Source organism: Bradyrhizobium guangzhouense (assembly GCF_004114955.1).
Classification (GTDB): Bacteria; Pseudomonadota; Alphaproteobacteria; order Rhizobiales; family Xanthobacteraceae; genus Bradyrhizobium; species Bradyrhizobium guangzhouense.
The window spans coordinates 4267659-4280719 of sequence record NZ_CP030053.1 but is presented as its reverse complement, the minus strand read 5'-3'; the positions used below and the strand labels follow the sequence as shown (position 1 = coordinate 4280719).

Sequence of the window (13061 nt, the reverse complement as noted above, 5' to 3'; positions counted from 1 at the left end):
GCGCCTGCTCGTCTAACTTACCCCAGCCGCTGGTCCCGCATGTCCTGCGTATCTTCCGTCGCCGCCTTGACGGCGGCGCTCGCGGCGCCCTTCGCCGCGCCCTTGCGGCTTGCGACTTCGATCGCCTTGCGACCGGAGATCTCGTGGCCGGCGTCGCTGGGCATCTGCCAGAAGAACCAGCTCGAGGCGGCCGAGGTCAGCGCCACCACGATGAAGGCCGGCATGAACACGGTGGCATTGAGCTCGCTGACGTGGTTCAGCCACATCGTGGTCTCCACCGAGGCGGCACCGACCGCGACGCCCGCAGAAACGGCGAGCTGTTGGTTGACGCTGACCAGCGTGGTGGCGCGGCTCATCTGCGGGCTGTCGACCTCGGCATAGGCCACCGTGTTGATCGCGGTGAACTCCAGCGAGCGGAAGAAGCCGCCGACCACCAGGATGACCATGATGATCAGCAGCGGGGTCGTCACCGTGAACAGCGCGCAGACACCGAGGAAGAACGCGCTGACGATCGCATTCACCGTCATCAGATTGCGGAAGCCGAAGGCCCGGATCAGGCGCGCCGCAAGCGTCTTCATGCCCATGGCACCGAGCGAGGACGAGAAGGTGACGAGGCCGGAATGAAACGGCGACAGGCCGAAGCCGATCTGCATCAGCAGCGGCAAGAGGAAGGGCAGGGCGCCGATGCCGAGCCGGAACATGAAGCCGCCGACGATGGCCGCGCGCAAGGTCGGCAAGGTCAGCAGCGAGAAATCCAGCACCGGCGAGCCGGTCCGCCGGGCATGAATGACGTAGAGCGTCATCGAGATCGCGCCGCCCGCGACCAGGGCCGCCACCGTGCTCCACGGCAACAGATTGAGGCCAGCGACCGAAAGACCGAACGCGATGCCGGCAAGCCCGATACCTGCGAGCACCATGCCGTAGAGATCGAATTTCTCCTGCGTCTCGCTCTTGATCGGATCGATGAACTTCAAGGCCATGAAGATGCCGAGCAGCCCGATCGGAATGTTGATCAGGAAGATCCAGTGCCACGACGCGTAGGTCGTGATGAAACCGCCGAGCGGCGGGCCGATCACGGGACCGATCAGGGCGGGCACCGTCACCCAGGCCATCGCGTTGACGAGCGCGCTCTTGTCGACCGAGCGCAGCAGCACGAGGCGCCCGACCGGCGTCATCATCGCGCCGCCCATGCCCTGCAGGATGCGCGCGATCACGAAGTCGGTGACCGAGCCTGACAGCGCGCAGCCAACCGAGCCGATCATGAACACGCCAACCGCGATCGCGAACACCATCCGCGCGCCAAACCTGTCAGCGGTCCAGCCGCTCGCGGGGATGAATACGGCGAGCGACAAGAGGTAGGAGGTGATCGCAAGCTTCAGCGTCAGCGGGCTGGTGCCGATGTCGGCCGCGATCGCCGGCAGCGAGGTGGCGATGACGGTGGAATCCATGTTCTCCATGAAGAGAGCAGTGGCCACGATCAGCGGAATGATGCGTTGCTTGTCGACCATGACGGATTTGTAATGAAAACCGGGGCGGAAGGGCGAGGATTTCGGCTTATCACCGCCATCTCGCCGGGACCATTGCGGATGAACGCATAGCACCTAAATCCTGGATCAGCCTCCTCGTCATTCCCAGGCGCGACGAAGTCGCGAGCTATGGTGCGCCATTGCGCACCTTAGGATCCATCCCGCAGCGGCCCCCGCGGACCAATGGATTCCGGGCTCGCGCCAAGTGGCGCGCCCCGGAATGACGAGCACCGCCCGCGCAATCCCCGCTGAATTTACGTAAAAAGCCTGTGCATGGCTGGCCAGCGGCCCGATTTGCTTTGATTCGTCACGCGGACATGCTATCGACCCGCGTCAACCCCACCGATGGGCTCCGATTCTCAGGGCGATGCCGCAAGGCACGCCGAGGGCGGCGCTCATCCATAATCGTTTGCGGCACGGCCGCAGGAAGGAGTTGGCATATGGCCACGGTGCAACTTCAGGGCATCCGCGAAGCCTTCACATTCGACGACGTGCTGTTGAAGCCGGGCCTGTCCGACGTCATGCCGGGCGAGGTCGACATCCGCTCCCGCGTCACCCGCGCCATTCCGCTCAATATCCCGATCATGGCCTCCGCCATGGACACCGTCACCGAGGCCCGCATGGCGATCGCCATGGCGCAGGCCGGCGGCCTCGGCGTCATTCACCGCAATTTCGATCCCGATGGCCAGGCCGCCCAGGTTCGGCAGGTCAAGCGCTACGAGTCGGGCATGGTGGTGAACCCGCTCACCATCAGCCCCGAGGCCAGCCTCGATGATGCGCTCAAGCTGATGAGCGATCACGGCATTTCCGGCATTCCCGTCGTCACCGGCGCGGGCAAGTCCACGCCCGGCAAGCTGGTCGGCATCCTCACCAACCGCGACGTGCGCTTTGCCACCGACCGCCGGCAAAAAGTCTCCGAGCTGATGACGCATGAGAACCTCGTCACGGTGCGCGAGAATGTCAGCCAGGACGAAGCCAAGCGGATGCTGCACCATCACCGCATCGAGAAGCTGCTGGTGGTCGACGATCAATACCGCTGCGTCGGCCTGATCACCGTCAAGGACATCGAGAAGGCGGTTGCCCATCCGCTCGCCTGCAAGGACGCGCAGGGGCGTCTCCGCGTCGCCGCCGCGACCACCGTCGGCGACACCGGCTTCGAGCGCACCGAGCGCCTGATCGATGCTGGCGTCGATCTCGTCGTCGTCGACACCGCGCATGGCCATTCCCGTCATGTGCTGCATGCGGTGAACCGCATCAAGCGTCTTTCCAATTCCGTGCAGGTCGTCGCCGGCAACGTCGCGACCTCGGACGGCGCGCAGGCGCTGATCGATGCGGGTGCCGATTGCATCAAGGTCGGTATCGGCCCGGGCTCGATCTGCACCACACGCATCGTCGCCGGCGTCGGCGTGCCGCAGCTCACCGCGATCATGGATGCGGTCGAGGCTGCCAAGAAGTCCGACATCCCTGTCATCGCCGATGGTGGCATCAAGTTCTCCGGCGATCTCGCCAAGGCGCTCGCCGCCGGCGCCGACATCGCGATGGTCGGCTCGCTGCTCGCCGGCACCGACGAGACGCCGGGCGAAGTGTTTTTGTGGCAGGGCCGGTCCTACAAGGCCTATCGCGGCATGGGCTCGGTCGGCGCGATGGCGCGCGGATCTGCAGACCGCTACTTCCAGCAGGACATCAAGGATTCGCTCAAGCTCGTGCCTGAAGGCATCGAGGGCCAAGTGCCTTACAAGGGCCCGGTCGGCAACGTCATGCACCAGCTCGCCGGCGGCCTCCGCGCCGCAATGGGCTATGTCGGCGCAAAGGACATGAAAGAGCTGCACGACAAGGCGCAGTTCGTCCGCATCACCGGCGCGGGCCTGCGCGAAAGCCACGTCCACGACGTGACCATTACGCGCGAGGCGCCGAACTATCCGGGCGGGGGCTAGTCGCTCTACCCACCGCCGTCATGCCCCGGCTTGACCGGGGGCATCCAGTACGCCGCGGCTTCTCGGCTCAATCAGTGCCGTCTCTGGAATACTGGATCGCCCGATCAAGTCGGGCGATGACAGCGAGTATTTGGCGCGAGCTTCGTCGCAGCGAAGCAATCCAGTCCTTTTGTGTTGACGCGGCTGGATTGCTTCGCTTCGCTCGCAATGACAGAAAAGTGGAGGAAGCCATGTCCCAAGATCAGCATAGCGCCAAACGCATCGTTCTCGCCGCGCGTCCCGTCGGCGAACCCAAATCATCCGATTTTCGTCTGGAGGAATTCGCGGCGCCGACGCCTGGCGCTGGCGAGGTTCTGCTGCGCACGATCTGGCTGTCGCTCGATCCCTACATGCGCGGGCGCATGAGCGATGGTCCGTCCTACGCCGCGCCGGTGCCTGTTGGCGGCGTGATGGAGGGTGAGGCGGTGAGCGAGGTCGCAGCCTCCAACAATCCTGATTTTGCCAAGGGCGACATCGTGCGCGCGCGCACCGGCTGGCAGACGCATGCGATCTCGAACGGCAAGGGCCTCATCAAGGTCGATCCCAAGCTTGGTCCGATCTCGACCTCGATCGGCGTGCTCGGCATGCCCGGCATGACCGCCTACACGGGCCTGCTCGATATCGGCAAGCCGCAGCCGGGCGAGACCGTCGTCGTCGCAGGTGCCTCCGGCGCGGTCGGCTCGGCGGTCGGCCAGATCGCCAAGATCAAGGGCGCACGCGCAGTCGGCATCGCCGGCGGCAAGGACAAGTGCGACTACGTGGTGAAGGAGCTCGGTTTTGACGCCTGCATCGATCACCGCGATCCTGATCTGGCGGCCAAGCTGAAGGATGCCTGCCCGAAAGGCATCGACGTTTATTTCGAGAATGTCGGCGGCGCCGTGTTCGAAGCGGTGTTCCCGCTGCTCAATCCGTTCGCGCGGGTGCCGGTCTGCGGCCTGATCGCGCACTACAACGACACCGAAGCCAAGCCACCGAAATGGGCCGCATCGATGATGCGCGTGACGCTGACCAAGCGGCTGACCTTCCGCGGCTTCATCGTCTCCGACTTTGCGTCCCGCCATGGCGACTTCCTGCGCGACATGTCCGGCTGGGTCCGCGACGGCAAGGTCAAGTACAAGGAGTTCGTCACCGAGGGCTTGGAGAGCGCTCCCGGCGCCTTCATGGGCCTGCTGAAGGGGGCCAATTTCGGCAAGCAGCTGGTCCGGGTCGGGCCGGATAAGGCGTAGGCCCAGGCCTGGAGCGCCTCCAGGAGGCTTGGCGCGTCCATGTCACACCGCGGGCGTAGCTAGTTAACAAATAGTTACCGATCGGCCACACCTGCCCGTAAAAGGCGCAGCGTGTGACCGAGGGTTCATTGACGCCAAGGCGAAGGCATTGAATCATCGCGCATATTTCAGGTGCTGCGATGTTAGAGATCGGTTTTTTCTGCGTAATCCTGCTGGCTGCCGGCTATTGGGCGGCCATGTATGTCATGGGCCGCCATGACGATGTCATCCACGGCAAGTTCGTGCACAGCGAGGATGAAGAGGCGTTCGTGCAGCCTCCGATGCCGACACCTCCGCCGCCGTTTCCCCGGCGCCCGGTCAAGGCAGCCGAGCCAGCCAGAATTGTGCCGGCCAATGATCCCGCGGCCAAGCCCGTGACCAGCGAGGCGCTGCAGTCGTTGCTGGCTGCAATCCAGCAGGATCTCAAGAGCGTCGCCTGAGAGCTCAGCTAGTGCTCGCTGCCCATCTGGGCGAACAGCTCTTCGATATCGACATCGACCTGGCCCGCGGCGCGGACGTGGCGGACTTCAAAACTGTCTGACGCGAAGCGGTATTCGACGAGGCCGGTCTCCTTGATCGCGATCCGGTCCTGGCGTGAATCGTTGATCTTGAAGCCGGTTGACGGCGCCCAGACGTGCCTGGCGTGGCGGAACGTGAAGTCGCGGCGCTGGTGCACGTGACCGCTGGCGATCAGACGCAGATCGACGCGCGAGAACATCTCGATCAGCCGTTGGCGCGCCGGCTGCGGCACATAGCGGATCGAGGTCTCCGGGAGCTCGGGATCGTCGGGCAGATCGAGAAACAGCGGCTTGTGAATGAACAGCGCGACCGGCCTGCCTTTCACTCCGGCGATCTCCGAAGCGAGCCAGTCGAACTGCTCGGCCTCGAAGGCGAGCCCTGAATTCATCACGAGAGAGTTGAGGCCGATAAAGCGCCAGTCCGCAGCATCGAACGACCAATGGTCCTCGCCGATGATGTCGCGAAATTGCTGGCGATGCGCCTCTGTGACCGGCGGCTTCGGCGCCGGCCCTGTTGCGGTCGGGTTGTCGCCGATGTCGTGATTGCCGGGGATGTAGCGACAGTCGACGGGCAGGGCGGCGTGCAGGCTTTTCGCAAACATGACATCGTCGCGGCCGCTCGGGCCGTCGAAGGATACATCGCCGGTGTTGATGACCAGATCAGGCCTGCTTGCGTCGATGTGCTCGCTGACCGCCTGGAAGTTCGCGATCAGGCCGAGAAAGCGCCGGCCGAGATGCGTGTCGGAAATCTGGGTGATACGAAATTCGGACATGCGCAAACTATCGTCCCGGCAAACGTCGGAACGATGACGCGCGGACAAAATCCGCGATGAAACAAAGTTTAAAGCACGCGATAGCGGATGGAATAGGCGTCCTGCTGCGCGATGCCGTTTGCGAGCGGCGAGGCGATGCGGTCGGCGAGATGCCATGGTCCGAACTGCTCGCTGCGATGCGGCTCGGCAGGCAGGCGCAGGCGGAACTCGAACGTGCCTTTGCCCGGCAGATTCACCACCAGCATGCGGTCTGCGGTGCGATAGTTGAGGGCGACCGCGCCACGCAGCACCGCGCGGCCATCCGTGAGGTCGCTGACGCCGTCGATCAGTGCGAGGGTCTGGTTGCGGTCGGTGTGCAGCTCGATCTGGGTGTCGGCGGAGGCAGCGGTCAAGGTCTCGCGCGGCATCCGGATCTCGAACTCGACCGCCGGCTTGGACGGGTTGAGGCCGAGAAAAGCCAGCGCGGCGTGGCGCATGTCGAAGGCAACGAAGGCGAGCAGAGCCGCGGCCGCGAGCACCGCCAGACCGTGCCTGACGACGTCGCGCCAGGTACGGTAGGCCAGGCGGAAATAGACCGTCATCGCCAGTGCGACGGCGAGCGCCGCCGCGACGCCTGACAGCGCCGACATCCAGATGCCGAGCTGGCCGTCGCCGGCTTCGGTCCAAAGGCTGGACAGGGTGTTCATGGCCGATCGCCTCGAGGGCCCGCAATGGGGCCAAAATCGCTTCAACTATCGGCAGTTCGTCGCGGAATCGGGAACGCTGGTTCAACTGGTTGATTGTCAGCGCGAGAAGTCGCGGCTAATGACGGTCCGCGGCAATCCGCGATTTACGGGAAAGATCCGATGTCCGTCCAAATGGTCCTGCTGCCGGTTTTCGTGCAGATCGGCCTCACCTTCGCACTGCTGATCGGCATGGTGTTCGGGCGCCGGAAGGCGCTGGTCTCTGGCGAGACCAAGATCCGCGACATTGCGCTGGGCGAGCCGAACTGGCCGAAGGGCGCCACACAAATCGCCAATTGCTACCGCAACCAGTTCGAGCTGCCGCTGCTGTTCTACGCCCTGATCGCGCTGGCGCTGCCCTTGCGGCATGCCGACCTCTTCATCGTGCTGATGTCCTGGGTGTTCGTGGTGACGCGTTTTGCCCATGCCGGCGTGTTCGTCACCTCGAACGATCTCGGCCGGCGCTCGTCGGTCTGGCTCGCCGGCGTGTTGGTGCTGCTCGCGATGTGGATCTACTTCGCACTCAAGATTTTGTTGCTGATCTAGGCGCTTGCGCGCGCATGATCCGGAAAAGCGGATACCGGTTTTCCGACAAGATCATGCGCAAAACCAAAGAATCCCGATCTGAAAGATTCAAATGACTCCCGCTGCCCGGCTGTCCGCAGCCATCGAAGTGATCAACACCATCGAGAAGGACCGCGTGCCTGCGGCCAAGGCGCTGAAGGAGTGGGGCACCGCGCACCGCTTTGCCGGCTCCGGCGACCGGGCCGCCATTGCCGGCCTCGTCTGGGACGTGCTGCGGCGCTTGTCCTCCAGCGCCTTTCTGATGGATTCCGATACCGCCCGCGCGCGTCTGATCGGCATGCTCCGCCTCGAGCGCAACATGGACACCGCGACCATGGCCGCGATGTTCGACGGCAGCCGCTTCGCGCCCGAGCCGCTGACGGAAGCCGAGCAGGCGGCACTCGCCTCGCGGTCGTTGAAGGATGCGCCCGCGGCGATCGCCGGCGATTATCCGGAATGGCTCGATTCCCATCTTGCCAAAGTGTTCGGCGAGGACCGCGCGGCGGAAGCGGTGGCGATGGCGAGCCGGGCGCCGCTGGACTTGCGCGTCAACACGCTAAAATCCAATCGCGACAAGGTGCTAAAGGCGCTTGCTCATCTTCATGCGAAACCGACGCCGTGGTCGCCAAACGGCCTGCGCATCGAGCTTTCGGCCGATGCGCGCAACCCCGGCATCCAGGCGGAGGAGGAGTTCATCAAGGGCGGCGTTGAAGTGCAGGATGAAGGATCGCAGCTTGCGGCGCTCTTCACCGCGGCAAAGCCGGGTGAGCAGGTGATCGATCTCTGCGCCGGTGCCGGCGGCAAGACGCTGGCGCTCGCCGCCATGATGCAGGGCAAGGGCCGCCTCATTGCCACCGATCGCGACAAGCGGCAGCTCGCGCCGATCCACGAGCGCCTGTCGCGCGCCGGCGTCCACAATGCCGATATCCGCACGCCCAAGGGCGAGGCCGATCCGCTCGCCGATATCAGCGCCACTGCCGACCTCGTCGTCATCGACGCGCCCTGCACGGGAACCGGGACCTGGCGCCGTAACCCTGACGCCAAATGGCGCATGCGGCCGGGTGCACTGGAGATTCGCCTGAAGGACCAGGCCGAGGTGCTCGAGCGCGCGGTTCCGCTGGTGAAGCAGGGCGGCCGAATCGCCTACATCACCTGCTCGGTGCTGACGGAAGAGAACGGCGAGCAGGTGAGGGCCTTCGTGGCCAGGCATCCGGAGTTTGCGGCGGTGCCGCCGGAGCAGACCGCGAGCGTGCTCTGGGACAAGGCCGAGGATTTTGCAAACGCCGCCCTGCAATCGCCCGAGGGCTGGCTGATGACGCCACGCCGTACCGGAACGGACGGGTTCTTTGTGTCGGTTCTGAAGAAGGCCGGCTGATCTCGCTCCGTCGTCATTCCGGGGCGCCCAAAGGGCGCGCCCCGAAATGACAACGCAAACAAAAACCCCGCGAACCGGATCCCGGTCGCGGGGTTTCTTGTCTCGACACTCTGCCGGTACGTCCGTGGTCAGAGCGTCTGCGCGGCCACTAGCCGGCGCGGAGGTTGTCGGCCGAGGACTTGCCGCTGCGGCGGTCCGCGACGATGTCGAACGAAACCTTCTGGCCCTCGTTGAGGGTCGACAGGCCGGCGCGCTCGACGGCGCTGATGTGAACGAAGACGTCCTTTGCGCCGTCATCCGGCTGGATGAAGCCAAAGCCCTTTTGGTTGTTGAACCACTTCACGGTGCCCATTGCCATAGTCATTTCCTTTCAATTGACGATGCACTCAGGGGGACAAATGCGCATAACGCGCCCACGTCCCGATTGGTCGATTTTGGAGAAATACCTGAAACGTGCTCGCCCATTGGAAATGAGACGGAGCGGCCCAGTCGTTCGGCCAAGGATCGATGTTCACAATCTAGCGATTTTTTGGGGCGACTTCAAGGCGGCGCGCGCTGACCGCGAGCGGCTGATACTTTGCTATTTTGCGCTGCACATTGTGAAGGATAGTTCCGTCAATCCACGATGAAGAGCGTCGCGCCCACTGATGTCGAGGAGCGATGCGCGGCATCGCCGAAATCCGAGACCTGGTAGCTCATCCCAGGCGTCAGCTTGAACTTGCGCCCGTCGCGCAGCTCGCTGTCGAGCTCGCCCTTGAGCACGTAGAGCACGTGCCCACGATCACACCAATGATCGGCGAGGTATCCCGGCGAATACTCGACCATCCGCACCCGGAGATCGCCGATTTCAAGCGTGCGCCACAGCGCCTGCCCGGTCTCGCCGGGATGCGTGGTGGCTTCGACCTTGCTCCAGTCGGTGACGGTGAAGGGCGAGGTGGGGAGCTTCATGATGGGAGGATCCTGTTTCAGAGCCGGCGGAAGCCGTGTTAGCGCAAGCTGTCTCTACAGTCTGCGTCATTGCGAGCTTGGGCTACGTCCGTCCCTCACTCTCGCTGTCATCGCCCGACTTGATCGGGCGATCCAGTACGCCGAGGCAGTCGTGGTCCACTGACAAGCCGCGGCGTACTGGAGTCCCCGCTTTCGCGGGGAATGACAGGCGGTGGGTGGGGCCCCCTCAATGCGGCAGATGGTTCGCCGAGCCCTGCACGATCAGCCCTGCATCATTCACCCGCAGATATTCGCAGATCTTCTTGCCCCGCTCGTTCTCGTAAAGCACCACCAGGCTGTCAGGGCTGACGAACACCTCGATCAGCGAGAAGTGCAGCTCCGGCAGCAGCGCGAGCCCCTTGCCCCAATAGGCCCGTAACGCGTCCTTGCCGCGCACGGTGCCGCTGGCGTCGAATCCCATCGTCGGAATGCGGTCCGAGGTCATCACGGCGGCATCGTCATAGAGCCTCAGCACGCGCTCGAGGTCGCGCGCGTTCCAGGCCTCCACCCAGGTGCGGCCGAGCGCGGCAAGCTGGGAAGGCTGATGAAATCTAGACATGGCGTTCTCCCTGATCGACCCCGTGGTTCACGGCGGGGCAAATTAGGTCAATAATACTTACCTATAGCCATCTGTCCATGCCCAAAGAAGCATGTGGGCGCGCGCAGTCGCGCGGTTGCGGGCCGGGGGCTCATCGCGTATCTGCTTGCCATGACAGCAGCACAGAACGACCGCTCCGCGTCGACGCCCTCGGTGGCCTCGGCGCACGACAAGATTCTCATCGTCGACTTCGGCAGCCAGGTGACGCAGCTGATCGCGCGTCGCGTGCGCGAGGACGGCGTCTATTGCGAGATCGTCCCGTTCAACAAGGCGGACGGCGCCTTCAAGGAGATGAAGCCGAAGGCGGTGATCCTCTCCGGCGGTCCAGCCTCGGTGCTCGACGCCAACGCCCCCTCCGTGCCGCTGCCGCTTCTCACCGCCGGCGTCCCCGTGCTCGGCATCTGCTATGGCGAGCAGACCATGGCGCAGCAACTCGGCGGCACCGTCGAAGGTGGTCATCACCGCGAATTCGGCCGCGCCACCATCGAAGTCACCGACGATTGCGCGCTGTTCGAGGGCGTCTGGGAGAAGGGCGGCCGCTACGAGGTCTGGATGAGCCATGGTGACCGCGTCACCAGGCTGCCGGACGGTTTTCGCGGCGTCGCGAAGGCGCAGGGCTCGCCGATCTCTGTCATCGCCGACGACGTCCGCAAATTCTACGCCATGCAGTTCCACCCGGAAGTGGTGCACACGCCCGACGGCGCGAAACTCATCCGCAATTTCGTCCGCAAGATCGCCGGCCTCACCGGCGACTGGACCATGCGTGCCTTCCGCGAGGAGGAGATCGCAAAGATCCGCGCGCAGGTCGGCAAGGGCAAGGTGATCTGCGGCCTCTCCGGCGGCGTCGATTCCGCCGTGGCGGCCGTGCTGATCCACGAGGCCATCGGCGACCAGCTCACCTGCGTGTTCGTCGATCACGGCCTGCTGCGTCTCGACGAGGCCAAGACCGTCGTCGACCTGTTCCGCCACCACTACAACATCCCGCTCGTGCACGTGGATGCCTCCAAGCAGTTCCTCGGCGAGCTCGAAGGCGTCACCGACCCCGAAACCAAGCGCAAGACCATCGGCCGCCTCTTCATCGAGGTGTTCGAGGCTGAAGCCAAGAAGATCGGCGGCGCCGACTTCCTGGCGCAAGGCACGCTCTATCCTGACGTGATCGAGAGCGTCTCCTTCACCGGCGGCCCTTCGGTCACGATCAAGTCGCACCACAATGTCGGCGGTCTCCCTGAACGGATGAACATGAAGCTCGTCGAGCCCCTGCGCGAGCTGTTCAAGGACGAGGTGCGCAAGCTCGGCCGCGAGCTCGGCCTCCCCGAAATCTTCGTCGGCCGCCACCCGTTCCCGGGCCCGGGCCTCGCCATCCGCTGCCCCGGCGACATCACGCGCGACAAGCTCGACATCCTGCGCAAGGCCGATGCCGTCTACATCGACCAGATCAGGAAGCACGGCCTCTACGACGAGATCTGGCAGGCTTTTGCCGTGCTGCTTCCCGTCAAGACCGTCGGCGTCATGGGCGACGGCCGCACCTACGATTATGTGGTGGGCCTGCGCGCCGTCACCTCCACCGACGGCATGACCGCGGATTTCTACCAGTTCGACATGAAGTTTTTGGGCGAGACCGCGACGCGCATCATCAACGAGGTGAAGGGCGTGAACCGGGTGGTGTACGACGTGACGAGCAAGCCGCCGGGGACGATTGAGTGGGAGTAGGGGGCATGATTGTTCAATCCGCAACTCTCCGCAGAGGCGATGCCGCTTGAATCATGGGATCTGGGGTATTCATCCATCGATCGGACTCGATCTACGATGACAGTCCCGCTGAACGATATCAGTTTCCCAGTCAGTATCTCCGCCGCGTTGAAGCCTGCGTAGGCGATTGGATCATCTATTACGAGCCGAGCAAAGTCGCCGAGACGCGCGGCTATTTTGCGATTGCCCGGGTTCAGCAGGTTATTCCTGACCCGGGCACTCCAGGGATGTATCTCGCTCTGATCGAGCCCGGAAGCTATCTCGATTTTGCCAATCCGGTTTCCTTCAACGGACCGACTGGTCCAGTAGAGCGCGGCGTCTTGAATGAGCAGGGACGAATTTCTGGGCGTGCTCAGTCGGCGGTCCGTCCCATCTCGCCCGAAGATTTCAATAAAATATTCGAGCTTGGTTTCGCGGAAGGTGCACCGCTGCTGCCCCGCGTTGATGCCGATGTTCGGTTGGCCGAGCTCGACGAAGGGGAACAGGCGCCGTTCCTATTTGAGCAGCAAAGAGATCGCATCAGCCTTACCGTATCTCGAGTTCTGCGCGATCGCGTATTTCGTCGGATCGTGCTGCGTGCTTATGACGAGCGCTGCGCCATCACCGGTTTGAAGCTCATCAATGGAATGGGACGTGCGGAGGTTGCGGCGGCGCACATTCGGCCTGTGGAAGAAAATGGGCCTGACATCGTGAGCAACGGGATCGCTCTGTCCGGTACCGCGCATTGGATGTTCGATCGCGGTTTGATCGGCCTGGCCGATGATCTAGAAATATTGATCTCGCGCCAGACAAACGACCTGGAAGGAGTCCGATCGGTCATCAACAAGACCGGTCGTGCTCTTGAGCCAAGAAGACCGTCAGATCGACCTCATCCGAACTTTTTGAGGTGGCACCGCGAGCATTGCTTCAAGCAGTGAGCACGCAAGCAAGCGCTGCTTCAAATGAGCTGCGAAAGCGATACGTTGAAATAACCTTGGCCTCCCGATCGCGGGGGTTGGTGCGGGCTATGGA

At 63.7% G+C, this 13061-nt stretch carries 13 protein-coding genes; 7 read left to right on the top strand and 6 right to left on the bottom strand.

Annotation, left to right across the window (positions count from 1 at the left end):
• Positions 1 to 17: 17 nt before the first annotated feature.
• Positions 18 to 1508, bottom strand: coding sequence for an MFS transporter (locus tag XH91_RS20710; protein WP_128952284.1), 1491 nt, complete (start codon positions 1506 to 1508; stop codon positions 18 to 20).
• Positions 1509 to 1966: 458 nt separating this feature from the next.
• Here XH91_RS20710 and guaB point away from each other — a divergent pair, with 458 nt between their 5' ends.
• From guaB to XH91_RS20695, 3 genes are all read left to right on the top strand, one after another.
• Positions 1967 to 3460, top strand: a complete 1494-nt coding sequence (guaB, locus tag XH91_RS20705; protein WP_128952283.1) for an IMP dehydrogenase — start codon at positions 1967 to 1969, stop codon at positions 3458 to 3460.
• 230 nt (positions 3461 to 3690) lie between these two features.
• Positions 3691 to 4725 carry an NADP-dependent oxidoreductase gene (locus XH91_RS20700; RefSeq protein ID WP_128952282.1) on the top strand — a complete coding sequence of 345 codons (1035 nt, stop codon included), beginning with the start codon at positions 3691 to 3693 and terminating at the stop codon, positions 4723 to 4725.
• 179 nt (positions 4726 to 4904) lie between these two features.
• Positions 4905 to 5204, top strand: coding sequence for a hypothetical protein (locus tag XH91_RS20695; RefSeq protein WP_128952281.1), 300 nt, complete (start codon positions 4905 to 4907; stop codon positions 5202 to 5204).
• A gap of 8 nt (positions 5205 to 5212) precedes the next feature.
• On the opposite strand, the gene XH91_RS20690 is transcribed toward XH91_RS20695, so the two are convergent.
• Both XH91_RS20690 and XH91_RS20685 read right to left on the bottom strand, forming a co-directional pair.
• On the bottom strand, positions 5213 to 6055 hold the full coding sequence (locus XH91_RS20690; RefSeq protein WP_128952280.1) for a metallophosphoesterase family protein: 843 nt from the start codon (positions 6053 to 6055) through the stop codon (positions 5213 to 5215).
• 68 nt (positions 6056 to 6123) lie between these two features.
• Positions 6124 to 6741: an acriflavin resistance protein gene (locus tag XH91_RS20685; RefSeq protein ID WP_128952279.1), complete on the bottom strand. Its 618-nt coding sequence runs from the start codon at positions 6739 to 6741 to the stop codon at positions 6124 to 6126.
• A 159-nt stretch (positions 6742 to 6900) separates the two neighbouring features.
• Between XH91_RS20685 and XH91_RS20680 the strand changes: the two genes are divergently transcribed.
• Positions 6901 to 7323: an MAPEG family protein gene (locus tag XH91_RS20680; RefSeq protein WP_128952278.1), complete on the top strand. Its 423-nt coding sequence runs from the start codon at positions 6901 to 6903 to the stop codon at positions 7321 to 7323.
• Positions 7324 to 7414: 91 nt separating this feature from the next.
• Positions 7415 to 8716 carry an RsmB/NOP family class I SAM-dependent RNA methyltransferase gene (locus tag XH91_RS20675; protein ID WP_128952277.1) on the top strand — a complete coding sequence of 434 codons (1302 nt, stop codon included), beginning with the start codon at positions 7415 to 7417 and terminating at the stop codon, positions 8714 to 8716.
• Between the two features lie 148 nt (positions 8717 to 8864).
• Here the strand turns inward: XH91_RS20675 and XH91_RS20670 are convergent, their stop codons facing one another.
• The 3 genes from XH91_RS20670 to XH91_RS20660 all read right to left on the bottom strand — a co-directional run bounded on the left by XH91_RS20670 (position 8865) and on the right by XH91_RS20660 (position 10262).
• Positions 8865 to 9074 carry a cold-shock protein gene (locus tag XH91_RS20670; protein ID WP_027532363.1) on the bottom strand — a complete coding sequence of 70 codons (210 nt, stop codon included), beginning with the start codon at positions 9072 to 9074 and terminating at the stop codon, positions 8865 to 8867.
• 257 nt (positions 9075 to 9331) lie between these two features.
• The gene (locus tag XH91_RS20665; protein ID WP_128952276.1) at positions 9332 to 9664 is read right to left on the bottom strand and encodes a DHCW motif cupin fold protein; all 333 of its coding nucleotides are present in this window, start codon (positions 9662 to 9664) and stop codon (positions 9332 to 9334) included.
• 226 nt (positions 9665 to 9890) lie between these two features.
• A complete protein-coding gene (locus XH91_RS20660) occupies positions 9891 to 10262 on the bottom strand; it encodes a nuclear transport factor 2 family protein (RefSeq protein ID WP_128952275.1) in 372 nt (123 codons plus the stop codon).
• Between the two features lie 150 nt (positions 10263 to 10412).
• On the opposite strand from XH91_RS20660, the gene guaA reads away from it, so the two are divergent.
• Both guaA and XH91_RS20650 read left to right on the top strand, forming a co-directional pair.
• On the top strand, positions 10413 to 12011 hold the full coding sequence (gene guaA, locus XH91_RS20655) for a glutamine-hydrolyzing GMP synthase (protein WP_128952274.1): 1599 nt from the start codon (positions 10413 to 10415) through the stop codon (positions 12009 to 12011).
• A 53-nt stretch (positions 12012 to 12064) separates the two neighbouring features.
• The gene (locus XH91_RS20650; RefSeq protein ID WP_128952273.1) at positions 12065 to 12967 is read left to right on the top strand and encodes an HNH endonuclease; all 903 of its coding nucleotides are present in this window, start codon (positions 12065 to 12067) and stop codon (positions 12965 to 12967) included.
• The last annotated feature ends 94 nt before the right edge of the window (positions 12968 to 13061 follow it).

Excerpts from the sequence above, each read along its gene's own strand:
- XH91_RS20710 (WP_128952284.1), bottom strand. The coding sequence starts at position 1,508 with ATGGTCGACAAGCAACGCATCATTCCGCTGATCGTGGCCACTGCTCTC.
- guaB (WP_128952283.1), top strand. The coding sequence starts at position 1,967 with ATGGCCACGGTGCAACTTCAGGGCATCCGCGAAGCCTTCACATTCGAC.
- XH91_RS20700 (WP_128952282.1), top strand. The coding sequence starts at position 3,691 with ATGTCCCAAGATCAGCATAGCGCCAAACGCATCGTTCTCGCCGCGCGT.
- XH91_RS20695 (WP_128952281.1), top strand. The coding sequence starts at position 4,905 with ATGTTAGAGATCGGTTTTTTCTGCGTAATCCTGCTGGCTGCCGGCTAT.
- XH91_RS20690 (WP_128952280.1), bottom strand. The coding sequence starts at position 6,055 with ATGTCCGAATTTCGTATCACCCAGATTTCCGACACGCATCTCGGCCGG.
- XH91_RS20685 (WP_128952279.1), bottom strand. The coding sequence starts at position 6,741 with ATGAACACCCTGTCCAGCCTTTGGACCGAAGCCGGCGACGGCCAGCTC.
- XH91_RS20680 (WP_128952278.1), top strand. The coding sequence starts at position 6,901 with ATGTCCGTCCAAATGGTCCTGCTGCCGGTTTTCGTGCAGATCGGCCTC.
- XH91_RS20675 (WP_128952277.1), top strand. The coding sequence starts at position 7,415 with ATGACTCCCGCTGCCCGGCTGTCCGCAGCCATCGAAGTGATCAACACC.
- XH91_RS20670 (WP_027532363.1), bottom strand. The coding sequence starts at position 9,074 with ATGGCAATGGGCACCGTGAAGTGGTTCAACAACCAAAAGGGCTTTGGC.
- XH91_RS20665 (WP_128952276.1), bottom strand. The coding sequence starts at position 9,664 with ATGAAGCTCCCCACCTCGCCCTTCACCGTCACCGACTGGAGCAAGGTC.
- XH91_RS20660 (WP_128952275.1), bottom strand. The coding sequence starts at position 10,262 with ATGTCTAGATTTCATCAGCCTTCCCAGCTTGCCGCGCTCGGCCGCACC.
- guaA (WP_128952274.1), top strand. The coding sequence starts at position 10,413 with ATGACAGCAGCACAGAACGACCGCTCCGCGTCGACGCCCTCGGTGGCC.
- XH91_RS20650 (WP_128952273.1), top strand. The coding sequence starts at position 12,065 with ATGGGATCTGGGGTATTCATCCATCGATCGGACTCGATCTACGATGAC.